This is a genomic window from Streptococcus sp. E24BD, assembly GCF_041807825.1.
Classification (GTDB): domain Bacteria; phylum Bacillota; class Bacilli; order Lactobacillales; family Streptococcaceae; genus Streptococcus; species Streptococcus entericus.
On sequence record NZ_JBGTZB010000030.1, the window covers coordinates 546 to 24,289 of the forward strand.

Annotated in this window: 26 protein-coding genes and 1 pseudogene; all 27 read right to left on the reverse strand. The window is 47.9% G+C overall.

Going from position 1 to position 23,744, the window contains the following annotated elements:
* Window positions 1–243: 243 nt before the first annotated feature.
* Window positions 244–649 (reverse strand): annotated as a pseudogene (locus ACERC5_RS07690) (GNAT family N-acetyltransferase).
* Between the two features lie 6 nt (window positions 650–655).
* Window positions 656–1,675 (reverse strand): lipoate--protein ligase, encoded by a 1,020-nt coding sequence (locus ACERC5_RS07695; protein ID WP_373659324.1) that lies wholly within the window; start codon window positions 1,673–1,675, stop codon window positions 656–658.
* Between the two features lie 45 nt (window positions 1,676–1,720).
* Window positions 1,721–2,596, reverse strand: coding sequence for a deacetylase SIR2 (locus ACERC5_RS07700; RefSeq protein ID WP_373659322.1), 876 nt, complete (start codon window positions 2,594–2,596; stop codon window positions 1,721–1,723).
* A gap of 98 nt (window positions 2,597–2,694) precedes the next feature.
* Complete coding sequence (locus ACERC5_RS07705; protein WP_373660524.1) at window positions 2,695–3,474, reverse strand: protein-ADP-ribose hydrolase; 780 nt, start codon at window positions 3,472–3,474, stop codon at window positions 2,695–2,697.
* 1 nt (window position 3,475) lies between these two features.
* Window positions 3,476–3,808 (reverse strand): glycine cleavage system protein H, encoded by a 333-nt coding sequence (locus ACERC5_RS07710; protein WP_373659321.1) that lies wholly within the window; start codon window positions 3,806–3,808, stop codon window positions 3,476–3,478.
* A gap of 15 nt (window positions 3,809–3,823) precedes the next feature.
* Window positions 3,824–4,801: an MsnO8 family LLM class oxidoreductase gene (locus ACERC5_RS07715; protein WP_373659320.1), complete on the reverse strand. Its 978-nt coding sequence runs from the start codon at window positions 4,799–4,801 to the stop codon at window positions 3,824–3,826.
* Window positions 4,802–4,803: 2 nt separating this feature from the next.
* Window positions 4,804–5,997 (reverse strand): NADH-dependent flavin oxidoreductase, encoded by a 1,194-nt coding sequence (locus tag ACERC5_RS07720; protein ID WP_373659319.1) that lies wholly within the window; start codon window positions 5,995–5,997, stop codon window positions 4,804–4,806.
* Window positions 5,994–6,815, reverse strand: coding sequence for a lipoate--protein ligase family protein (locus ACERC5_RS07725; protein ID WP_373659318.1), 822 nt, complete (start codon window positions 6,813–6,815; stop codon window positions 5,994–5,996). The genes ACERC5_RS07720 and ACERC5_RS07725 overlap by 4 nt, the downstream gene beginning before the upstream one ends.
* A gap of 199 nt (window positions 6,816–7,014) precedes the next feature.
* Window positions 7,015–7,710 (reverse strand): phosphoglycerate mutase, encoded by a 696-nt coding sequence (locus ACERC5_RS07730; RefSeq protein WP_018367341.1) that lies wholly within the window; start codon window positions 7,708–7,710, stop codon window positions 7,015–7,017.
* Between the two features lie 218 nt (window positions 7,711–7,928).
* Window positions 7,929–8,159, reverse strand: coding sequence for a YkuJ family protein (locus tag ACERC5_RS07735; protein WP_018367342.1), 231 nt, complete (start codon window positions 8,157–8,159; stop codon window positions 7,929–7,931).
* Window positions 8,160–8,397: 238 nt separating this feature from the next.
* A complete protein-coding gene (locus ACERC5_RS07740; RefSeq protein WP_373659317.1) occupies window positions 8,398–8,790 on the reverse strand; it encodes a VOC family protein in 393 nt (130 codons plus the stop codon).
* Between the two features lie 9 nt (window positions 8,791–8,799).
* Complete coding sequence (locus ACERC5_RS07745; RefSeq protein WP_373659316.1) at window positions 8,800–9,240, reverse strand: VOC family protein; 441 nt, start codon at window positions 9,238–9,240, stop codon at window positions 8,800–8,802.
* A 155-nt stretch (window positions 9,241–9,395) separates the two neighbouring features.
* A complete protein-coding gene (locus tag ACERC5_RS07750) occupies window positions 9,396–9,605 on the reverse strand; it encodes a hypothetical protein (RefSeq protein ID WP_373659315.1) in 210 nt (69 codons plus the stop codon).
* A 64-nt stretch (window positions 9,606–9,669) separates the two neighbouring features.
* Window positions 9,670–10,266, reverse strand: coding sequence for a ribosome biogenesis GTP-binding protein YihA/YsxC (yihA, locus tag ACERC5_RS07755; protein ID WP_373659314.1), 597 nt, complete (start codon window positions 10,264–10,266; stop codon window positions 9,670–9,672).
* A 10-nt stretch (window positions 10,267–10,276) separates the two neighbouring features.
* On the reverse strand, window positions 10,277–11,503 hold the full coding sequence (clpX, locus tag ACERC5_RS07760) for an ATP-dependent Clp protease ATP-binding subunit ClpX (protein ID WP_373659313.1): 1,227 nt from the start codon (window positions 11,501–11,503) through the stop codon (window positions 10,277–10,279).
* Between the two features lie 15 nt (window positions 11,504–11,518).
* Complete coding sequence (locus tag ACERC5_RS07765; RefSeq protein ID WP_018367348.1) at window positions 11,519–11,692, reverse strand: hypothetical protein; 174 nt, start codon at window positions 11,690–11,692, stop codon at window positions 11,519–11,521.
* 3 nt (window positions 11,693–11,695) lie between these two features.
* A complete protein-coding gene (locus ACERC5_RS07770; RefSeq protein WP_373660523.1) occupies window positions 11,696–12,205 on the reverse strand; it encodes a dihydrofolate reductase in 510 nt (169 codons plus the stop codon).
* Between the two features lie 350 nt (window positions 12,206–12,555).
* Window positions 12,556–13,395: a thymidylate synthase gene (locus tag ACERC5_RS07775; RefSeq protein WP_373659311.1), complete on the reverse strand. Its 840-nt coding sequence runs from the start codon at window positions 13,393–13,395 to the stop codon at window positions 12,556–12,558.
* 3 nt (window positions 13,396–13,398) lie between these two features.
* Window positions 13,399–13,959, reverse strand: a complete 561-nt coding sequence (locus ACERC5_RS07780) for a DapH/DapD/GlmU-related protein (RefSeq protein WP_373659310.1) — start codon at window positions 13,957–13,959, stop codon at window positions 13,399–13,401.
* A 9-nt stretch (window positions 13,960–13,968) separates the two neighbouring features.
* A complete protein-coding gene (gene smc / locus ACERC5_RS07785; protein ID WP_373659309.1) occupies window positions 13,969–17,508 on the reverse strand; it encodes a chromosome segregation protein SMC in 3,540 nt (1,179 codons plus the stop codon).
* 1 nt (window position 17,509) lies between these two features.
* A complete protein-coding gene (gene rnc / locus ACERC5_RS07790) occupies window positions 17,510–18,202 on the reverse strand; it encodes a ribonuclease III (RefSeq protein ID WP_373659308.1) in 693 nt (230 codons plus the stop codon).
* Window positions 18,203–18,379: 177 nt separating this feature from the next.
* Window positions 18,380–19,087, reverse strand: coding sequence for a DUF6261 family protein (locus ACERC5_RS07795; RefSeq protein WP_373659306.1), 708 nt, complete (start codon window positions 19,085–19,087; stop codon window positions 18,380–18,382).
* Between the two features lie 245 nt (window positions 19,088–19,332).
* The gene (locus ACERC5_RS07800; RefSeq protein WP_373659305.1) at window positions 19,333–20,247 is read right to left on the reverse strand and encodes an LPXTG cell wall anchor domain-containing protein; all 915 of its coding nucleotides are present in this window, start codon (window positions 20,245–20,247) and stop codon (window positions 19,333–19,335) included.
* 109 nt (window positions 20,248–20,356) lie between these two features.
* Window positions 20,357–20,494, reverse strand: coding sequence for a hypothetical protein (locus ACERC5_RS07805; RefSeq protein WP_373659304.1), 138 nt, complete (start codon window positions 20,492–20,494; stop codon window positions 20,357–20,359).
* A gap of 54 nt (window positions 20,495–20,548) precedes the next feature.
* Complete coding sequence (locus tag ACERC5_RS07810; RefSeq protein ID WP_373659303.1) at window positions 20,549–21,349, reverse strand: MBL fold metallo-hydrolase; 801 nt, start codon at window positions 21,347–21,349, stop codon at window positions 20,549–20,551.
* Between the two features lie 5 nt (window positions 21,350–21,354).
* Window positions 21,355–22,704, reverse strand: coding sequence for a cell wall metabolism sensor histidine kinase VicK (vicK, locus tag ACERC5_RS07815; protein ID WP_373659302.1), 1,350 nt, complete (start codon window positions 22,702–22,704; stop codon window positions 21,355–21,357).
* Window positions 22,697–23,407, reverse strand: coding sequence for a response regulator YycF (gene yycF / locus ACERC5_RS07820; protein ID WP_373659301.1), 711 nt, complete (start codon window positions 23,405–23,407; stop codon window positions 22,697–22,699). The genes vicK and yycF overlap by 8 nt, the downstream gene beginning before the upstream one ends.
* Window positions 23,408–23,744 lie beyond the last annotated feature (337 nt).

Below are 23,744 nucleotides of genomic sequence, written 5' to 3' on the forward strand. Positions count from 1 at the left end.
TCTTTGTGACTCCCAGCCTCCACAATCTCCAAAATAGTGATATTAGGGTCTTTAATTCCGAGTAGGTTTGTGATAGAATTGAACTGTTCCATATGTGTCTTTCTAATGAGTTGTTTAAGCACTTTTCATTGTAGGTCATATGGAACTTTTTTTCTACACTCAAAAGGCTCTATAATCTCCATGGTGGATTTACCCACTACAGAAATTATAGAGCCAATAAACCCCACCAATTGGTGGGGTTTTTTAATTGACAAAAGTATAGGCCGCACAAGCCTGCTCACTCACTTCTTTGAAGCCAAGACTAGTGTAGAAAGCACGCGTTTTCTCCGTTTGGTCAGTCAAAAGATGGCACTGATAAACACCCGAAAACCGTTCCAGGGTTCTGGTCATCAAGGTTCGCCCAATGCCCTGTCCTTGGTAATCTGGCAGAACCAAAATATCCTGAATAAAGACAATCGTTGCCCCGTCACCAACCGCCCGCAATAGCCCAACTAGCTGTTTGCCATCATAGGCAGCAAGGAGATAGAGACTTTGTTGTAACCCTTTTGCTAAGGTGTCAGGATTTTTGATAGTTGATCCAGCCAACAGCAGTATAGAGAGGGAGAACTTCCTCTACGGTCAATTGGTCAAGCTCTTTATAGTCCATCATCAGTCCTCAACTAAAGATTAGCCCTGTCAGCTCAGTCGCGGTGACCTGACCAAAATAGGTTGGCAAGTCCAGCTTGTCCAAGACTGCCTCAACTTCTTCTGCAATCATCCGAGTTCCCAGAAGAGCTGCTTCCACTTCAGCAATATCTCCCTTGCCAAAAAAATCACCGTAAATCTTGCAGCTGGCAATCCGACTTTTCTCTATTTCCAAATGAATTTCAATGGTTCCACAGGCAAAGCGACCGTCACGTTGGTAGCTGTATTGAGGGGAATTGCCAAAGGTCCACTCCCAGTTCTGGTATTTTTCAGCGACCAAGCGGTCAATGGCTGCCCAGTCCTCGTCCGTCAACACATAGCGTTTGGCTTGGCTGACCTCGTCAATCCCCATCAGGCGACAAATCATCAAGTCCTTAAACTCATCAGCAGTGACCCTCTGGTATTCCTCCGCCAAATACTCCCGAATCGTCCCTACACGACTGCGTACAGAAGCAATGCCTTTCGACGCCATCTTCTTGCGGTTGGGGTTTAGCACCTGCGCCATAGCCTCATGGTCTGCGTCTAAAAGGAGAGAGTAGCCGCCATAGATGCGGTTATTGGTGATGGTCATGGCAGAGCCCGACACCTTTTTCCCCTCGATGACCAGATCATTTCTACCGCGCTGCTCCACTAAGAACACACCCAGGCTCTTAAGTGCTGTGATGGCAGGCTCATAAGCTCGCTTAAAGTCACCAAATAAACTCATATCACTGGTCAGGTAGCAAAAATTCACTGCACCACGGTCAATATAGATGGCACCACCCCCCGTATCTCGCCGCACGATAGGCAACTGATGTTTGTCAATATAGTCCTGATTGACCTCTGCCGCAGCATTCTGGTACTTGCCAATCTGAACGTGAGGGTCACAGAAATAAGGAAAAAGAATATCTTCATCTAGGAAGATATGCTGCTGGACATAGACCTGCATGGCCATGGCATAGGCGCCATGGGTCACGTACTGGCCGTCACGAATCATTTCAATAAGGTACATGCAAACCTCCTGTTATCGGTGTTTTTTAATTTGTTTAGCTTCTTCTCATACCCCTAACTCCTGAGCCGTCGCTGCCAAGAGCTCTGCAATGTCCTCCGTCAGAGTCAGAGTTTGAGGTCTAAGATCTACCGGAATACGGTAACTTTTCTGATTTAGTGAGACAAAGAGGGCATCTGGATTAGCCATTGTCCGCTCTTGAAAGGGCTGTTTGATAAATTGTGGAGTTGTATAGCCAACTCCAATTTCCAGATAAATTACCTTGCCTGTCTCATGCTCTTTCAAGAAGTTCTTGTAGCGTTCTTCTTGGGCATCAAAGTCAGCATCCTCCACCATTCCCTTGTCAGCATTGCGCTTGTTGATTTCCATCGGTGCATCGCAGACAGGGCAGTAGGGAATCAGCTCACGTGGAATCTTCATCTGGCTCTGCTGCTCTGCCATTTGCCGAATCCTTTCGTCATCACGATAGGTTTGGGCATGGCAATGGCGACTACACTGCCAAAGGGCATACTCGCCTTGGATATGAAAAACGGTATCAGGGTCATAGTCAGCTGCTGCAAAGGCATTGTCGGCATTGGTTGTGATAATGTGGTGGGGTTTGAGAGCTAGGATATCTTTGAGGTTAAGGTAGGATTGCCCGACTGGCTGCTCCAAATAGTTCAACACCACAAAACGGCTCTGAAAGGCCCAGTACTCCTCCAAGCTCTCAAAGTGAAAGAGGCTGGCTTGGAGCATGTCCAAGAGACCATACTTAGTGATGAAATCAGGAAAGGCGTCCTCAAAACGCTTGCCAATATAGGTAAAGCCATCAGCTGCTGACATGCCCGCACCGATACCAACGACAACGGCATCAGCTTCTGCAATTAAGCCAGCAAGTTGCTGAGCCTGAGTGAGATTGGTTTGGGACAAGGTCGTCCAGGTCATAGGGTCTCCTTTATAATTTTTTAAGGCATACTAAAAGTATCATGGGCAAGCACATCTCACGATAGGACATCAGGTTATCCTCGCAGCTACTGGCATCTCTACTCGCCTGTTAGCAACTCTTGGTAAATCTGCTTATCCTCCTCTGTATAGAGGGCAAAAACGATGGTCAGCTGACTACCTGTCTCTGCCAGCCAGATCTGCACTGTCTCAAGAGCAATCTGCGCCGCCTCTCGTCTCGGAAAGCCAAATTGACCTGTCGAGATACAGGGAAAGGCAATAGTTTCCAGTCCTTCCTGCTTGGCTAGAGCTAAGCAAGCCAGATAGGACTGCCTGAGCAGACTAGCCCTGATGGGTGATACTGCCTGTCCAGCTGGAATAAATGGCCCTACTGTATGAATCACACGGTCTGCTGGCAGATGAAAGGCTAGAGTCAGTTTAGCCTGCCCCACGGCTTCCTTTCTGCCCTGCTCTGCCATTAACCGCGCACAGGTCAGGCGCAATCGCACCCCTGCAAAGGTATGAATGGCGTTGTCCAGACAGAGGTGATTGGCATGAAAACACCCCAGAAGCTCGCTATTCGCAGGATTAACAATAGCTGATACCGCCAATTGCGTCACATCACCCTCATAGAGGTAAATCTGGTCAGCCACTTGCTGGCAGTCTGCCAAAGTCTTAACCGAACGGCTGTTCCACCAGCTCAAAAAACGGTCTTCCAAAGCCAGATAAGTCGCTGACACAGGCTGGGCAGGACGGGTGTTGACCAAGCCCCGCCAGACGGATAGGAGACCAGCATCAGCTGGACTGGACGAAGGAGCTGAGGATCTTTCTGTCACCAAGAGCTCAATCATCTCCTGCAAGAGCGCTAATTGGTCCGTCAGATTAAGCATCTTCCAAGCCATCAAAGGCCGCTGGGTCAACATCTGTTAGTTTAATCAACCAATAGTCCTCGGGCTTGGCTGAATTAAGCAAGGTTGGTTGGTCAACCGCTGCCAGATTGCGGGCAACTACACGACCAGCCAAGGGCGATAGAACACCCATAACTGTCTTCGAAGCCTCTAGGTTAAGGATAACCTCGTCTTTAGCAACAGTTTCCCCTTCTGTAAACTCCACATAACCTACTGTTCCTAAATCGTCCTGCAATTCAGGCGTCATGCTGATGGTGTAAATGTCATCAGTCTTGTCTACCCAGAGGTAGTTGGCAAATTTTCTCATTGGTTTGTCTCCTTTTTAAATCAATTCTTTTAATAATTCTAGGGTTCGGCTTCGATTAGCAAAGCCTGATACCACAGGTACTAAAACGACCTCATCCACCTGCCCTGCTTGAGCAAGGTTCTGCACTCGTGCCACCACCATATCAGGCGTTCCAACAATGAGTCGCTCTCGCTGCTTGGCTATTTTTTCCTTGTCTTCTGGGGCAATAGCATAGCGGTCAGCTGTTTCTGGGCTAGGAAAGAAGCGAAACTCACTAAAATTTTCCTTCCCTAACAACCAGACACTAGTGGCATGAGCTAGTCGCTCTGCCATTGCTTCCGTATCAGCCACCACCACAAAGAGGGCCAAAGCGGTATAAGGCTGAGTCATAAAAACTGACGGGCTAAAGCTTTCTCGGTATCGGGCAAAAGCCTCTTTAATCAGTCCATAAGGCTCCTGAAAGAGGTAGGGAAAGAGCCCCAGCACATAGCCCAGCCCTTGACGACCCGCCACCTCTGCTGATCCCCCGCCCATCCCTAAGGTAAAAGCTTGGGGCAAACGACTCAAGCGAGGATTAGCAAAGGGAGCTTGTGCAGTGGTCAGATATCCTGCCACATCAGCCAGCACCTGCTCAAACTCCTCAGAGCGATAACGGCTCTGAAGCGCCTCAGACACTAGACTAGTGCTAAGTGAGTTCCCCCAACCGATAGCTAGACGATGAGGTGCCAAGGTGGTCAATGTCGCCACCGTCTCCGCCAGCTTAAAAGCATTATAATGCAAGGCCATAATGCCACCGGTCGAAAGCCTTATAGTCTGAGTCTTGGCTGCCAAATGAGCCAAAAGTAACTCTGGACTTGAGATGGCAAAGCCTGGCACATTGTGGTGCTCGGCTACCCAAAACCGATGATACCCCAACTTCTCCGCTTGTTGGGCTAGCAAAACGGTCTCTTGCAGGGCTTGTTCTGGTGTTCTTCCCTCATCAATAATGCCATAATCAATCACACTAATCTTCATGGTCATTTCTCCTTGTAGTTGCTTTCAAGCGTCCTAAACAAATCTCGTGAGGCTGCAGGAATGGCTGCACCATAGTCCATCAAGGGCACAATGTCCTTGAAAGCTGCTGGTGGAATGGCAAGTTCCGCTAAATCCTCTGGTTTAATCAACATCTGAATCGCATCTTTTTGCCCTGTTTCTATCTTTAGAGCGAACTCTGGGTCAACCAAGAAAGGTGTTGATAAGCCAACCAAATCTGCATGAGCTAAGGCTTCCTCGGCCTTTTCAGCCGTATTGATTCCGCCAGTCGCCATGATTGGCAAGCGATTGCCAAATCGCTCATGAATCACCTCTGTGACCAAGCGCCCTTGATTTTGACCAGGACTGCGGACTCGATTTTTATAAACCTCACGCCCCCACGACGCGATAGCCAAATAGTCCAGCTCTGCTATGTCCAAAAGCCAGTCCAACAACTGGCAAAATTCCTCAATGCTGTAGCCAATACTAGCACCACGGGTCTCCTCAGGTGTTGCTCGAAATCCCAGAATAAAACCATCAGGAGCTTCTGCGTCAACCACTGCCTGCACCCGTCTGAAAATCTCCAAAGTCAAGCGGGCTCTCGTCTCCAAGGTCTGGCAACCGTAAGCGTCCCTACGTTGGTTGCTAAAAGTCGAGAAGAAGGTCTGAATCAGCAAGCGCTGGGCAGAAGAAATCTCCACCCCAGCAAACCCTGCACGAATCGTACGACGGGTCGCTGCCACATAGCTCTCAATAATTGCCTCAATTTGATCTTCGGTTAACTCACGCACCTCATGAGGAAAGGGCGTTTTAAGCTTCATAGGGCTTGGACCATAAACAAAGCCAAAGCGAGTCAAGGCATGGCTGGCAAAGCGACCGGCATAGGTCAGCTGTAAAACGGCCTTGCTCCCGTCCGCCTGCATAGCTTGCGCCAGCTGGGACAGCCCCTCGACCATCTCGTCCTCAGCTGCATTAAAACCGTACTCAAACAACTGTCCGTAAGGATCGACATAGGCCGCTCCCGTGATTTGCAAGGGCGCCGAATGGGCTCTCCTGCTGGCATAGGCCAAGTCTTCTGGACTCACTGCCCCGCTCTTCAATGAAGAGTTGGTCACCATAGGCGACAGAACGAAGCGGTTGGCTAACTGAACCCCATTGGGCAATACCAGAGGGGTAAAAAGCGTGCGGTCTGTGCTCATGACTGACCTCCTGTGACAGCCTGTTTTTCCCTGTCTAAGGTCTCAAAATAATCAAAATCGCTGTAATTAGCCGGTGTCGGTTGGTAAAGAGACACCGACTGCCCTAGCTGTCGCAAAACCCTCATCAGACGATCTGTCATATCTGCCACGGTAAAGGCTACTCCACAGAGGTCAGACAGGTTAGCCATGGCAGCAGGATTAACCTCAGGGTAGCTGATAACAGTCTCCTCCCCAGCAAGACCAGCTTGGTAAAAATCTGCCACCAACTGCCCCCGCTTGGCTTGGTCACCACAGACGCTCAGGTAAATGGACACCACAATCCCATCTTTAATCCGTCGCTGGGCTAGCCCTGCAAATTTCTTGCCGTTGATACTGAGGTCAAAATTCCCAGGACAGTAAGAATCAGTCACCTCATAAGCCTCAATCGTTACCTGCTGGTCAGCCAGCATGGCCTCTATCAGCTCCTTCATCAGCTGATAAGCAGACGTGATTTCCAACTTCTCATCAGCCGACTGGGGAAGAAAGAGGGAAAAATTCAACACCCCCTCATCCGCGACAACAGCCAGTCCTCCCAAATTCCGAATCACAGGCTGATAACCCGCCAAGCGGATGTTTTCAAGACCAGCAGTTAAGTACGGTACTTGCCGATCCAGCATCCCCAGAATAACTGTTTTCTCCAAGGGCCAGAGATGGACAATCACTTGGTCAGGATGGCGATTGATTTCCCTTAACAGGACCTCCGTCCAGACAAACGGGCTAGCCTGCTCATCAAACACTTCTATCGGATAAAGGCCCAAGCGGCTGAGTTGATTTGTCATTCTTATCTTGCCTCCTTAGATATTATAGCATATTTTCTAACGCATCACGGAAGAAAAAACATTAAAATCGGTCGGCTGCACCGTGATTATCTCCTAACAAACCATCAAAAAATCCTGATGAACCAAACGGTCAACAGGATTGATAGGCTGACAGGATAAGGATGCAATCCTCTGCTCTCAATAAGAGTCACCTTAAGCCTTATTCACCACCAAGGTAGTACTCTTTAACAAGGTTCAACTTGTCGTCCAATTCAAAGACCAGTGGTGGGAAGTTTGGAATTTCCACATCCATAATCTCGTCATCGGACAGTTGCTTGATGTGTTTTACGAGGGCACGGATAGAGTTACCATGAGCACCCACGAAGACGTTCTTGCCATCTTTAAGAGCTGGCGCAATCTTGTCTTCCCAGAAAGGAAGAGCACGCTCAAGAGTGACTTTCAAGTTTTCAGCATCTGGAATAACAGAACCATCAAGGTGAGCGTAACGACGGTCTGTGTGTGCTGAGTGCTCATCGTCTTTTGCCATATCTGGTGGCAAAACATCGTATGAACGGCGCCAGATGTGGACTTGCTCATCACCAAATTGCTCAGCCGCTTCTGCCTTGTTTTTACCAGTGAGGCCACCGTAGTGACGCTCGTTGAGACGCCAAGATTTTTCAACTGGCACCCAGAGCTGGTCAGCAGCTTCAAGCGCCAAGTTTGTGGTCTTAATCGCACGTTTCAAAACTGACGTAAAAGCTAAGTCAAACTCGATACCAGCTGCTTTAATCAGTTTACCAGCATCAATCGCTTGTTGTGTTCCTTTTTCAGACAAATCTACATCAGCCCAGCCTGTGAAAAGGTTAGCCTTGTTCCATTCAGACTCACCGTGGCGAGCAAAAACCAATTTTACCATTGTGTTTCTCCTTTTTTCTAATGGGTCTAAGCCCAATTACTCTTATTATTTTACAGGATTTTTGTGAAAAATGCTACTAAAATTTGCATTTTTTTGGAAAATAGCCGAGCAAGCTGTCCGCTCTGCCATGTTCCTAGAAAAATTCTCAAAAAACCAATGCTCCCAACTAAAGGCAAACCAGCAAAAAACGACCAGTTGCCCAGTCGTCGCATTTTTGCTTAATACAGCAAGTCGTAGATTTCCATCGCAATGAGGTCGATGCTGTCGAAGGTATAGGTTTCGCGAGCCGCCACATCACGCAAGGTGAAGGTTGGTCCATTTTCAGGGTCGTTGCTGAAAGCCACTTCTGCCACCACAACACCGTCGCGTTCAAAATTACGTTTTAAGTTACCACCATCAGTCGCCATCAGCTCCAAGCGATTAATGATTCTTACCAAATGTGATTCCATCAGAGTATTCTCCTCATTCTTATAGTTACTTTCCTATTTTACCATAGAATGCCTAGAATAAAAAGTAAAATCGCTAAAATGAACCATTTTTACTCATGGACGAGCCTTTTGGGCACAATAAGGAGCTCCAAAAGGACTAATACATGGTTTGACCTTACAACTTCCGAACAGACTATCGTGGAAAAACCAGCGACTAGGATAACAAGCTGTCGTTATCGAAACGCTCTTTAAATTTTCCCTAGTTGGTAGTTGACCCATCTGATGAGCGCCCTTTAACCGCAAAATAATGCCCACTTGGGCTGGCAAAATTAAAGGTCAGAAAGGGTTCCGTTTGGACAGGGCTTGCTGTGTCGGTCTGCTCTGCTATTTTTGCCTGTAAGGCATAAATGTCGTCGCTCTCAAAAAGAATGCTAAGCACATGGTCCGCTACCTCAGGCGAGACCTGTTGGATAAAGGCCTTGTCGTATACCTTAATGGTTGTGCTACTTTTGGCATGTGAGCGCATCTCAAAGCTCTGGTAGCCCATCTGCTCACTTGTCGCTAAAATCTCAAAACCAACCGCCTCCCAAAAAGCTTGTTCGGCAGTCACATCAGCAACATAGAGCATCAGCGAGAACTGTTCTGTAAACATGCCCCCTCCTTAAAATTGGACAGTTTGTGACTCAAAGCCTGCAATATCAGTGTTGATCTGCCAGGTCATCCCAAACTGATCAATCACAATGCCATAGGCCGGGCTCCAAGGCGTCTCTTGAAGTTCCAGCTGAATTTCCTTGGCGTCTTGGCTAAGTTTTTTGTAAAGCGCAGTCGCTGTTTCGGCACGATCTAGCTGAATGCAGGCGGTCATATTAGTCCCTTGGATATAAGGGTGGTCGAGATTGTTATCTGAAATCTGCAAACGGATGCCATTGATATTAAGGTTGGCATTGAGGACTAAATGACTTTTTTCTTCTGGTGTATCGGGAATGGCTTGACCAAAGGTCGTCACTGCTACCACCTCAGCATCAAAAACATCTTTGTAAAAGTCAACAGCTTCCAAGCCATTTCCGTCAGTCACCAGGTAAAGTTCAATAGATTTAATCAAAAGTAATGTTCTCCTTAAATCGTTTAGAGCTCATTATAACACATTTAAAGCTAAACTTTCTCGCAAAAGATTTGAAATGATGATACCGATATCCCATCAGTAGTTGATGAACTTTAGAAATAAAAGAAAAATCGCTAACATCAGCGATTTTTTCTTTATGGCCACATCAAGGCATTAACAATAACTTCAAAAACATATTCAGCTAGCTTAGGTTTGACCTGATAAAGGCTAAACAAGGCATAGACTACCGAGAACAAAGACGCAGTAATCAGCATCGGTCCAGCGATAACTGACTGGGGAAAAACCAGTATAGCTAAGAGCAAGCTAACGAAACCGATTATCAGAGAGCAAAGAACTTTTTTCATTGGACAACCCTCCTTAACCTTATTTTACCAAAAATGACGTTTAGCAAAGAAAAATTGTTACCAACTATAAACGCCCTAGAATGGCCTCCCAAGCCTCATCGTAGCCCTGTCTGGTCTCGGATGAGAAGATGATAAAGGTATCTGTCGGCTCAAATGCTAATTTTTTCTTGATGGCTGCTTCGTGCTTGTTCCACTTGCCGCGCGGAATTTTGTCTGCCTTGGTCGCCACGACAATAACAGGAATTTCATAGTACTTGAGAAACTGGTACATCTGGACATCATCCGCCGACGGGTCATGCCGCAGGTCAACCAGACTGACCACTGCATAGAGGTTTTCCCGACTGGTCAGGTACTCCTCAATCATCCTTCCCCATCTGGCTCGCTCAGTCTTTGAGACCTTGGCGTAGCCATAGCCTGGCACATCAACAAAGCGGATTTTATCATCAATGTTATAAAAGTTAAGCAGTTGGGTCTTACCGGGTTTACTGGAAGTACGAGCCAGATTTTTACGCCCCAGCAGGGTGTTGATAAAACTGGACTTGCCCACATTTGACCGCCCAGCCAGGGCAATCTCTGGCAGGTCGTCAGGTGGGTAGTGGCTCTTATTGGCCGCTGACAGAAGCAGGCTGGCCTTGTGCGTGTTTAAGGTTTCTTGTGACATGGCAGAGCTCCTAAGCGGTTTCTAGGATGGGTCTGTCTGTTCCTTCCACCGCGTCTTTGGTGATGCGAACCAGACTGACCTCTTCCTGACTTGGGACTTCAAACATAACGTCCAGCATGGTCTCTTCGATGATCGAGCGTAAGCCACGAGCCCCTGTTTTCCGCTCGATGGCCTTGTTGGCAATGGCTTGCAAGGCATCCTCGTCAAACTCCAAATCCACTCCATCGTAGGACAAGAGAGCCTGATATTGTTTAACCAGAGCATTTCTCGGTTCTGTCAGAATCCGTACCAAGTCATCCACCGTCAGCTGTTCAAGGGCTGCAGTCACAGGCAAACGACCGATAAACTCTGGAATCAGTCCAAATTTCTGAATGTCATCTGCGATGATTTCCTGCATGTAGGAAGCATCTTCATCAATCTTGCGGCTGTTCTGACCAAAACCAATGACTTTCTCACCTAAACGTTGCTTGACGATGTCTTCGATGCCATCAAAAGCACCGCCAACGATGAAGAGAATGTTCTTGGTGTTAATCTGAATCATCTCTTGGTTAGGGTGTTTACGACCGCCCTGCGGTGGCACGCTGGCAACCGTCCCCTCAATGATTTTCAAAAGCGCTTGCTGGACACCCTCGCCAGAGACATCACGAGTGATGGAGACGTTCTCTGATTTTTTAGCGATTTTATCAATCTCATCGACGTAGATGATCCCACGCTCGGCACGCTCGACGTTGTAGTCAGCAGCTTGGATGAGCTTGAGCAGGATATTCTCCACATCCTCACCCACATAGCCTGCCTCAGTCAATGCCGTCGCATCTGCAATGGCAAATGGCACGTTGAGGCTCTTGGCTAAGGTCTGCGCCAAGAAGGTCTTGCCTGACCCTGTTGGGCCAATCATGAGAATGTTTGATTTTTGCAAGTCCACATCGTCATCGTCACGACTTTCCGTAAAGCTAATGCGCTTATAGTGGTTATAAACCGCCACAGCCAGTGCCCGCTTGGCGCGATCCTGTCCGATAACATAAGTATTGAGAATGTCAAGCAATTCCTTTGGCTTAGGGACATCGGTCAACTCTGCTAAAATCTCCTCGGACAATTCCTCTCGAATAATTTCTTGCGAGAGCGCCACACATTCGTTACAGATAAAGACGCCTTTTCCGGCGATGATTTTTCGGACTTCTTCCTGATTTTTACCACAGAAAGAACAGTGGACTAAAATATCACTTTTACGATTTGCCATAATATCCTCGAGTTTTTATTTGAATAAGGTGCCGTAAAAGGCATGAATAGTCACCACAATATTAGTGAAGGCGTTAAGTAGGAAAAAAATACCCAAGCCATAGCGTTTTTTCTGTAGGGCTGGAATGGCTGCTAAAATGCAAATCCCACAGAGAAAGGCAGTAAAGACGCCAAAAATGCTACGTTGCATGCGCTAATCCTCCTTAATCCGTTCATAAGTGGTGACGGTAAAGGCATGACTGTTCTGTTCATCAGCTACAAAAGTCTGCTCTGCTATTGGCCGATAGGCCGACCAATCAAACGGTGGAAAATGAGTATCGCCCGCAAACTCTCCAGCAACCCGCGTCACCACCAGTTGGTCGTAATAAGGCGCAAAAGCCTGATAGATGCTAGCGCCACCGACGATATAGAGGTTCTTGTCCTGTTGGTTGAACCAGTCAAGAACGGCCTCAGGGCTTGATAAGACGGTCATGCCAGTAGTGTCGATCTGATCAGGTTGACGGCTGAGAATCAGGGTCTCACGACCAGGTAGAAGACGCCGGTTCATGCCGTCAAAGGTCACACGCCCCATCACCAGCGCTTGGTGCATGGTCGTTTCCTTAAAATGCTGCAACTCTCTAGGCAAATGCCATGGCAAACGGTTGTCACGTCCGATAAGACCTGCTTCATCCTGTGCCCAAATGGCGATGATTTTCTTAGTCATACCTCTCCTTTCCACAGTCTCAGTTCTACTATTTTATCAAATTTAGCAAAAAAATGCTCGAAAAAAACTTTTCGAGCACCCTCGCCTCTATCACAAAGACTGATGTTCAGTCGGCCTCATCCCAGATGAGACACTGACCGACCGGCTTAATCAGCTAGTTATCATGGTCAGCGTTGCTGTTTTGCTGTAAGATCTGACAACTGCATATCTAGCTGTCGCCAAAGCCAAGGCAAAACAGCCATCTTTGCTTGAGCAATGAAACCGTCACAAGTCCTAAATGACAATAGCTGTGCCATTTTCATGGAAACCGTCTAGATAGTTCTAGAGATTATAACTTGTTTTTATCTGGCTTAAATCGCTAAATCAAATTTTAACTGAGGCAGGACAGGGTCGTAGTCTACCAATTCAAAGTCCTCTGGCTTGATGGCAAAGAAGTCTGTGCCGTCAGGGACATTGAGCACCAGCTGTGGCTGACAAGCTGTCGGCTCACGGCGGAGCAGTTCCTCAGCCTGTTCAAACTGGTTGTCGTAAATGTGGAGATTGTTGATAAAATAGAAAAATTTACCGACTTTCCAGCCAAAACGCTTGGCAATCATCATCTGAAGAGCCACATACTGCATAGCATTGATGTGGTGAGCCACCAGCATGTCGTTAGAGCGCTGGGTCAGGGTCGCATCGAGGTAAATGTCATCACCCACCTGCCGCACATCAAACATGGTCTGAAAAGCACAGGGCAAGAGCCCCTCGCTGCGCTCGAAGGCCTCATAATCCCAGAGAGAAATAACATTACGACGATTCCAAGGGTTGTCAGCTAACTGCTTGAGCAATTTTCTGATGATGTCATGTTTTTTCACGATAGCCCCATAGCGCTCGCCGATAGTGCCTGTTTCCCCAATCTCCCAGTCGTTCCAGTAGGTCACTCCGTACTTGTTTCTCAGAACATCGAGGTCGCTGGTCTGGTCTTGGTAAATCCAGAAAATCTCCTTGATCGCCGACTTAATAGCAATAGGGCGCAGGGTCGTGATGGGAAACTCACCCTTACTCAAATCGTACTCGGCAAAGGAACCTGTGATGTACTTGGAGTTCGCTGTTGTGCCGTCCTTGTACTTGGGTCTAGCCTGCTGGCTAAAGACCCCTTCGTTCATGATTTTATTGATATTGTCTTTGAAAATGTGGTCTGCTTTGGTCATGTGTTAGTCTATCTCTTCAATCTCTTTTATCACGCAAGCCGGAACACCTGCAACGATGACATTGTCTGGAACGTCTTTGGTCACCACAGCCCCAGCACTGACAATCGCATTTTTACCAACTGTCACTCCTGGTAAAATGGTTGCCCCTGCTCCAATCCAAGCATTTTCCTTGAGATGAACAGGTTGCAAGATCAGTCCCCGTCTTTCCTTAGGGTTAGTCGGGTGGTTGACAGATAGCAATTTGGCAAAAGGTGCAATCAGAACATGGTCATCAATCTGAATCCCCCCTAAATCGGTCAACATCACGCCAGTATTGATAAAAACAGACTTACCAAGGCGAATATTGGCACCGTAATCTGTGTAAAGGGGAAAATTGATGCTCACACTCTCGTCTAGTGCTTGTCCTGTCATGGCGGCAAAAGCCTCTTCCACCTCTTGTCTACTACTGCTCGCATCTTGCAAGACAGCAAAGTAAGGCTGGTTGGCTGCAACGCGGTCATGAATAGCCTTAAAGGCTGGGCCATTAACGCTGATAACTGTTGATGGTTTGATGTCTTCTTCCATATCGTTCTCCTATTTTACCATTTCCTGAGCTTCCTTGAGCTTGACAGACACGATTTTGGACACGCCTGACTCCTGCATGGTCACACCGTAGATGCTGTCCGCCGCTGCCATGGTCCCCTTGCGGTGGGTGACGACGATAAACTGGCTGGACTTGTCAAAGCGGTTGAGGTAGTCACCAAAGCGCTTGACATTAGCCTCATCGAGCGCCGCCTCCACCTCGTCCAAGATGACAAAGGGGATGGTTTTGACGCGGATGATGGCAAATAGCAGAGCGAGCGCCGAGAGGGCTTTCTCCCCACCTGACATGAGGTTGAGTGATTGGATTTTCTTACCAGGAGGTTGGACGGAAATCTCCACACCTGCCGTCAAAATATCAGGCTCGGTCAAGAGCAAATCTGCTGAACCGCCGCCAAACATCTGGGTAAAGGTGGTCTTGAAACTCTCTCTGATGGCTTCAAAAGTGGTCTTAAAGCGCGCCTTGACCTCACCGTCCATATCATCAATGGTCGCTTGAAGCATGTTTTTCGCACCTAAGAGATCGTCACGTTGACCTGATAAGAAGGTCAAGCGCTCATTGACCTCGTCAAATTGGGTAATGGCCTCAAGGTTAATGGGACCTAGATCTTTAATCTGCTTGTTCAAGTCTTTCAACTGCTTCTTAGACTGTTCAAGCTGCTCTAACGGTCTAGCTTTTTCAAGCGCCTCCGTAAAGGACAGACGGTAGTCTTCTGATAAGCGTCTCGCAAAAGACTGCAATCGCTCTTGAACCTGTTCGAACTGAATCTCCAAGGTCGCTTGTTGACGAATCAAGCCATCGTTTCTCTGACTGACCTTGCCTAGGTGCTCCGCCAAATCCTCCAAACTCGCTTCGCAATCCTCCAACTCAAAATTCAGGCGAATCAACTTGCTTTCCTCTTCTTTTTGGCGGTCTTGTACCGCTTGGCTTTGCTGGGTTAAGTGCTCAATCGTCTCAGGAGTCAACTGTAGTTGCTCGCTGTTGAGGAACGTTTCCAGACGCTCTTGCTCTGCTGTTAATTCAGCTAATTCCTTGGTCAGACGCTCTATCGTACTCTCTTCAAATCGGCATTCCGACTGGAGTTCGCGCTGACGAATCTGGCTCTGAGCTAATTGGTGACGTTGCTTGTCCAGTTGTTGATTGAGGCTGTCCTTATCTTGCCGCAATTGCTCAATATCAGCCGTCAAATTGGCTTTCTTCGTCTGAAGATTAGCCAACTGGTCTTGCAAGTGCTGACGGTTGGTTAAGAGGTCAGGATTTAGTTCCCCGCTTGATCGAGCGAGCAAGGTATCCTGGATTCTATTGAGGTCAGCTAGGCGCTCAGATAATTGGTCATAGGCCAATCTGTCCCTTTGCTCTGTCAAGCGAGCGAACTCGCCTTCTTCTTTTAGCAGGCTCTGCTCCTCCTCTAGTTGGTCGATGGTTTGTCGAATGCCACCGACCAATTGTTCCTGCTCCAACATGGCTGTTTTCAGCTCTGCTATTTCGCCCAAAAGCATATCAAGTTCTGGCTGAATAAAGGTCGTGGACTGCTGGCGATTGGCACCTCCCGAAAAGGAGCCACCTGGTCGCAACTCTGTCCCGTCCAAAGTAACCAAGCGCACCTGATAATGTAGATGACGAGCTGCCAATGTAGCCTGCTCAGTAGTCTCAAAGATAGCAGTCACCCCCAGCAGGTTATGAAAGATATGGCTGTGGGTCGCATCAAAACGCACCAAATCGCTAGCAAGACCTAGATAACCTGAGCTAGCCTTGAGCTTATCCAGTTGGTGTTGAGCAAGCTGGCGAGGTTTGATGGTGGTTAAGGGCAGAAAGGTTGCCCGACCTTGGCGGTGTTGTTTGAGGTAGGCAATGCCTTGCTTGGCTGCCGCTTCATCGCGAACGATGATGTGCTGGCTGGCACCTCCCAAAGCAATCTCCATGGCTAACTGGTAATGGCTATCAAAGGTCAAGGACTGACTGACCGCACCGATAATACCATCAAGGCGTTCCCCTGCTTGCAAGACTGCCCGTACCCCAGCGTAGAAATTGCTGTGATTTTTCTGAATAGCTTCTAGACTAGACTTTTTAGCTTCTCTGGTTTTTATGGCATCTAGCAGATCAAACAATTTAGTCTGCTCCCTGCTGTAGCGGTCTTGTTGGCTGGTGAGTTGCTCGGTCAGCTCTTGGTAGGCCGTCAGGAGTTCTGCTACTTTTTGTTGACTGGCTTGATAGCCAGCTAAGGCAGCTTGGGCACTCGCTTTGACCTCTGCCAAATCTTTGGTCACCTGCTCGTTTTCAGCACGCTGGCTCTCCAACATCTGGCTCTCCTGCTCCAACTCCGCCTCCAGCAGCGTCAGTTTATTGGACAGGTCAGCTTCTGTTTGCATCAACTGAACATAGTCTTCACGCAACTCCTCTAAGACCTGATCAGGTGTCTGGGTAAGTCGTGCCAGCCCCTTGTCCAAATCCACAAGTTCCTGATTGATTTGTGTTAATTGGTGGGTCAGTTGCCCAAAGTGTTCCTTACTGGTCAGCAGCTCATGGTCTGTCTCTTGGATTTTCAACTTGAGCTGAACCAGTTGTTGACTGGTTTCTTCTTTTGTCCGATTGGACTGGTCACGCTCCAGTTGGTAGCGTTCAAGCTGCCCCTTGAGATCGGCAGCTAATCGTGTCAAGCCCAAAATCGTCGCCTGGGTCTCGGACACTTCCTGAGCCAGAGCTTGCCGTTTGGTTTTTAGAGCTTGGTTATCGACTTCAAATTGTCGGCGTTGCTCATGGTAGTCTGCCAAGGCTGACTGGGCTTCTTCGATTTTCTGGCTAAGACGGGCTTCCCTATCTTTTTCTAGCCCGATATCCGCCACCAAAATATCCAGTTGCAAGCCAGAACGCTCTTGTTCCAAGCCTTGGAAGAGCTTAGCTGTCTTGGCTTGCTTTTCCAAGGGCTTTATCTGACTGTTCAGCTCGTAGATGATGTCTTCCAGACGGTCCAAATTGTCCTGAGTTTGATTGAGCTTGGTCTGGGTTTCTTTTTTTCTGGTCTTGTACTTGAGGATACCTGCCGCTTCTTCAAAGATGGCGCGGCGCTCCTCTGGTTTGCTGTTGAAAATGGCCTCAACACGCCCTTGCGAGATGATGGAAAAGGAATCCCGCCCCAGACCTGTATCCATAAAGAGGTCATGAATATCCTTGAGCCGAACCTTTTTCCCATCAATCAGGTAATCACTATCGCCGTTGCGGTAGATATGGCGCTCCACCTGAATACTTTTACCAGCTGAGGCGATAAAGCCGTCACTATTATCCAGAGTAACCTTGACAGCCGCATAATTTTGCGCCTTACGATCCTGCGTCCCTGCAAAGATGACATCAGGCATCTTGCCCCCCCGCAAGCTCTTGGCAGAGGATTCCCCCAGTGCCCAGCGCAGGCTCTCTGTGATATTTGATTTTCCAGAGCCATTTGGTCCCACGACCGCTGTAACCCCTTGGTCAAAGGTTACCTTGGTCTTATCTGCGAAGGACTTGAAGCCCTGCATTTCTATCTCTTTTAAAAACATCTTAACCTCGCTGTAACTGGTCGAGGGCAATCTTGGCAGCTGCCTGCTCTGCTATTTTTTTAGACTTGCCTTCACCCATGCCGATACAGGTGCCGTCCACAAAAACGGCGACCCCAAAGACCTTAGCGTGAGCAGGTCCTGTCTCATTGACCACCTGATAACTGATGGTCACATCGCCATCGCTCTGGAGAAACTCCTGAAGGGCGGTCTTATAGTCTGACACTTGGGCGTAATTCCCCTGCTCCACCTGCGTGATGACCACTTCTTGCAAAAAGTCTTCAACACAGCTGATGCCTTTGTCCAATAGCAGAGCGCCTAAGAAAGCCTCAAAGAGGTCAGCTAAAATGGCAGCCCTCTGGCGACCTCCAGTTTTTTCCTCACCCTTACCGAGCTTGATAAAGCGGTCAAACCCGCAACGTCTGGAAAAATCAGCCAGGCTTTCTTCACGGACAATGGCTGAACGCAACTTAGACAAATCCCCTTCTGGCTTTTTAGGGTATTTCTGATAAAGGTACTGAGAGATGATGAGTTGCAGAACCGCGTCTCCTAAAAATTCCAAGCGCTCATTGTGTGGAACTTTTAGGAGGCGGTGTTCGTTCGCATAACTCGTATGGGTAAAGGCCGTGTCAAGCAAACTCTGGTCGGAAAAGGCAATACCAAAAACAGCTTGCAAGTGATCAACTAATATGGTCATAAGATTCCTTTCTCTTCAAACGGTTTCTCTTATTATAGCACAAAACTCGCTCAAATGAGCGAGTTAAGCTAATCTGATTAACATGTTGGACAAGAGCAGGTCAAGACCTGCACCCTAAGCCATGGAACTTGGAACAGAACCTTGCATCTCAACTGCTATCTGACTGACCAAGACGGGTTATCGTCTAGCTAAGAGGTCGGCGTAGTAAGCACGGCTGTTGTTGAGGACAGCTAGCACAGCCAGATAGAACTGGTCTCCCTTGACCCGTACTAGGACAGCTGTGTAGTCTGCCAAGTCTTGGTAAGGCGCAAAGGCCCTTTTCCGCAGCTGCTTAACATCGCTGACGGTCTTGGTCAAGCCCTCCTGAGAACGGGCGGAAAAGGCAGCTTCAAAAGCCGTCTGGCTAGCACTCAGCTTGGTGACAAAGCGGTCAATGCCAAGGATGGTCAGCTGGTCTTGGTAGGGGGCGCCAGCCAATTTCACCAAGAGGGTGGTCAACAGGACAGTCTGGGCTTCGTAGTTGGTCTTAGCGGTCAGCTTGTACTGGTCAAGCAGTTGTCTGAGGCTAGTGTAGGCAGCTTTCTCCGCCTCGTCACGACTGCTGCGATAGGGGCGCAGGCTGTCCTTGAGGGCTTGAAAATCACGGTCACGCTGTTCATCGACCTTAGCGATGTCGGCGGACTTACTACTGGCTCGCACCTGCTCCAGAGAGCGGGTAAAGGGGCGGAGCTGGGTGCGCAGGTCAGCCACCAAGCGAGTGACCAGCTCATCTGTCGACAGGTCAATGCCTGACTTGTCCAAGTCATCGAGAAATCGGGTCTGAAACTGACTAGCTTCCGCGTGGCGGAGGTTGGCGTGATTGAGGGAAACGAGTTTTTTCGTCATAACAGTCCTTTCTGTACGGTCAGAAGTTCTGACAGGCTCAGGTTCTTGAGCGACCAGCCGTCAGAAGGTCTGAGCAGCTGGCGCCAGAGGAATTTGCCTCGTCAGAACATCTGACGGCTTCAATCATTCGTTATTAGCAATATCAGAATTTCTGATAGAGAGTAGTGTTCGGATTTCTCGCTTTCAGAGCTTCTGACAGATGAGAAACAAACCCGACAACGGTCGGTCATCGGGTTTGAATAGTTTTACTTGGTTTTGCGAGCCTTAGCCAAGCCAAGGCCAAAGAGCACTAGAGACACTCCCATAGCGGTCAGGGCTTCTGTAGTCAGCTCACCCGTGGTTGGCAGGGTCTTGGCTGCTGATGGCGCAGGTTTGTCAGCTGTCGCTGGTTTATCTGCTGACGCAGGGGCTGATTGATTAGCTGTCAAGCTGGTCAGATCTGCCTTGAGCTTGTCCAGCTCCTCTGCTGTCTCTGCAAAGGCGATGTTGACAGCCAACTCACCCTTTTGCTCATCGGTCAGGCGAGACTTGTCCACCTGAGCTAAGAGTTGGTTGCGGGTGGCGGACAGGTCTTCTTTGTCTGCTTGCGTGGCTGGTGAGGTCACGGAAGTGTTATCCTCATCGTCAGATGGAGGTGTTTGGGATTCTGACCCACTACCTTGGTCGCTATTTTCGGCTGGTGGGGTCTGGTCTTGAACATCAGTGCCACCACTATTATCGGTCGGTGGGGTGGCTGGGGTAGTCGGTTTTGGATCAGCTGGAGCTGGGTCTAAAGGCTTCTTGTTGTAGACAACAAAAATACCGTGAATACCACCTTCAGGAGTAAACTCTGCAAACTGGTTACTTCCTCCGCCATTAAGGGCTGTATCTAGCTCACTTGCTGGAATCCAACGATCAAAAGTGTAACCCGGAAAGTCAGGAAACTCCACTCGGTATGGTTGACCGTTAGGAACATCAAAATAACTCTTACCCCCCAACTCTGCAAAAAAATTGTCATCCTGCGGATCGCGACCGAAATAGCTTACGGAAATAATACTTGTGTTCGCCTCGTCGGCATTGACAATAGTTGCCCCAATAAAAGGCACATCCGTCGCTGTGGTGACCACACCCAGGGTGGCCAGCGACAAGCTCGCAACCCCATATTTGAGAAGTTTTTTCATAAACTCCCTCCTTTTCCTTAAAAAGTATTACTTTTAGAAGGGCTTGGCCTGAAAGGTCAAGCCCTATATAGTAGTATATAGGCATTTTGTCAAGGTTTTTGCTCATTTGTTAAGAAATTGTAACATAAAAACCTGCCTTGGTCAGGCTGTTCAGCAGTATGGTCTTTGTCATCAGGCACTGTTTTTGATAAAAATAGCCGCCGAAGGCGGCAACTAATCTGATTGTTGTGAGGCGCTCAAGTGACATTCCTCTCCCTGCTCGGCGATTGCCCTCAAAAAAACAGCCCGAAGGCTGTTTTGATTAGAGTTTCATCAGGGGGCTAGCGCTGTCTGGCGAGGTATCATAAATCTTGACCCCTGTGCCTGCGGCGATGTCCGCCTGCTGGAGGCTGGTCGTCATGGTCAAATTGGCCAGTTCCTTGATGTTATTTTCCTTGCTCAGGTGCCCGAGGTGGATACGCTTGGTGCGGTTGCCCAACGTCCGAATCATAGCAGCAGCTCCATCTTCGTTGGAGAGATGTCCCTTATCCGAGAGGATGCGCTGCTTGGTGCTCCAAGGATAAGAGCCCGCACGCAGGATATTGATGTCGTGGTTAGACTCGATGAGGTAGGCATCTGCGTTTTCGATAATGCCTGCCATGCGGTCAGACACATAGCCCGTGTCCGTCAGCATGACAAAGCTTTTGTCGTCTTTCATGAAGCGGTAAAACTGTGGTGAGATCGCATCATGACTGACACCAAAACTTTCGATGTCCAAATCCCCAAAGGTCATCACCGTATTTTCCGCAAAAATATGCTTGTGCTCTAAATCAATTTTGCCAAGGGCTCCTTCCATCGCTGACCAGGTCTTCGCATTGGCATAGACATCCAACCCATATTTCCTAGCCAGTACACCGACCCCGTAGATATGATCCTTGTGCTCATGAGTGACAAAAATGGCATCTAAGTCTTCTGGTCTGCGGTCAATTTCCGCCAAAAGGCTCACAATTTTTTTCCCTGACAGGCCTGCATCAACCAAAAAACGTTTCTTTGGCGTCTCCAAATAGAAGGAGTTCCCTGTTGACCCAGATGCTAAAATACTATACTTAAATCCTTGTTCCAAAAAGGTCAATCCTCCTCCCAATCATCCAGATCCAAAACAGTCGGATCCTTTTCATACGGCAAGACAATGGTAAATGTCGACCCTTTCCCATAATCACTTTTCGCCCAGATAAAGCCATCATGGAGCTTGATGATTTCCTTGGCAATGGACAAGCCCAAACCTGTGCCACCTTGCTCACGGCTTCTGGCGCGGTCTACACGGTAAAACCGGTCAAAAATTAAGGGCAAATCTTTCTTAGGAATCCCTAACCCTTCATCAGAAATCGAGACAATCAATTGACTGTCTGTTGTCTTCATAGACACCGTGATTTTACCACCATCAGGCGAGTACTTGATGGCGTTGTTCAAGATGTTTTCGATCACCTGTGTCATCTTGTCTGTATCAATCTCTATCCAAATTGAATTGATGGGATAATCCCGCACCAGTTCATAAAATTTACCGCTGTTGGTTTGCTGATTTTTTATCAAATCAAATCGGTTCAAAATAGAGGTCATAAAGGCTGTAAAGTTAATCATCTCGACATCCAGCGCCGTGGCCTGATTGTCAATACGTGACAAGGCGAGCAAATCAGAAATCATCCGCATCATGCGATTGGTCTCATTTAACGATACCTTGATAAAGTCTGGTGCCACCTCCTCACGAAGAGCGCCTTCATCGAGGGCCTCCAGATAGGACTTGACCGAAGTCAAAGGGGTTCTCAACTCATGGCTAACATTAGACACAAAGAGACGGCGTTCACGCTCCTCTCGGTCTTGGTCAGTCGTGTCATGAATCACCACAACAAGCCCTGAGATAAAGCCTGACTCTCTACGGTTGAGGGCAAAACGCAGCCACAGAGCGATAAATTCGCCAAATTCGTTACGACGGCGAATGGTCACTGTTGGGGTCTTTGACACCAAATCATGGTAGGTATAGCGCTGATCATGGTCAAACAGGTCAACAATATTCATCTTCAGCGCTGCTTCTTTACTCAGATTGAGGTGACGTTGAGCCATCTGGTTAATCATGATGATTTGTCCGGAACGATTGGTCGCCAAAACCCCATCTGTCATGTAGGACAAAATAGAGGATAGGCGGTTTTTTTCCTGCGACAAATTCTCATGGTTGGCATGCAGAACATCTGACAGGTCGTTGAGCTGCGTAGCCAACTCCCCTAGACCTGACTTACTCTTGACATCAAGCACATCTGCGTAATTTCCCTTGATTAGGGAATCAACTTTTTTGTTTATTTTTTTGATGAGCTGCGCTTCATGGTACTCTCGCATGGCCAAATAAAAGAAATAAAGAGCGACCAGCCCCAACAAGGCAAGTAGGGTAAATTCAAATAGATTCAGGTTTTCAATCACATCAGTCATAAGATTTCATGTAGTATCCAACACCACGTCTGGTTAAAATATATTCTGGTCGGCTTGGCTGATCTTCAATCTTTTCGCGCAAGCGACGAATGGTCACATCAACTGTACGTACATCACCAAAATAATCATAGCCCCAGACCGTTTCAAGCAAATGCTCACGAGTCATGACTTGACCAGCATGGTTAGCCAAGTGGTGCAGGAGTTCAAATTCCCGGTGGGTTAAATCCAACTCTTGACCATGTTTTTTCGCCACAAAGGCATCTGGAACGATTTCCAAGTCACCAACAACAATTGTTTTACGACCACCAACAACCGTTTCTTCAGTCACCGCAGCTCCGATGGTTTCAGAACGGCGTAAATGGGCCTTGACCCTAGCTAACAATTCTCGATTGGAAAAGGGCTTGGTCACATAATCATCTGCTCCGATTTCCAAACCGATGACCTTATCAAACTCGCTATCTTTCGCTGAGAGCATGATAATCGGGAGATGGCTGGTTTTCCGAATGGCCTTGGCCACTTCGAGACCATCAAGTTCTGGCAACATCAGGTCTAAAATGACTAAATCAGGTTTCTCCTCTTCAAATAAGGTCACAGCTGTCCGTCCGTCGTAAGCAGTGACTGTCTCATATCCTTCCTTGGTCAAGTTAAATTTGATAATATCTGAAATCGGGCGTTCATCATCTACAATCAGTATTTTTTTCATGCGGTATCCTCGTTTCTCTCATTAACAGTTTAACGCTATTTTGATTATATCAAAAATTCCAACAGATGGGAAACGTTAAGTCGTACCTAGTATAGTCCCTCAATCTTAAATGAAAAATAAAGTCCAAACGTCTAACTTTTTAGAGAGGCACACCTCACTGTTGCTGTTCTAAAGCAAAGTCTGTCGTCCATGACTTGGTTCTACAATACATCAAAAGCGGCTCTATAATTTCTGTAGTGGGTAAATCCACCATGGAGATTATAGAGCCTTTTGAGTGTAGAAAAAAAGTTCCATATGACCTACAATGAAAAGTGCTTAAACAACTCATTAGAAAGAC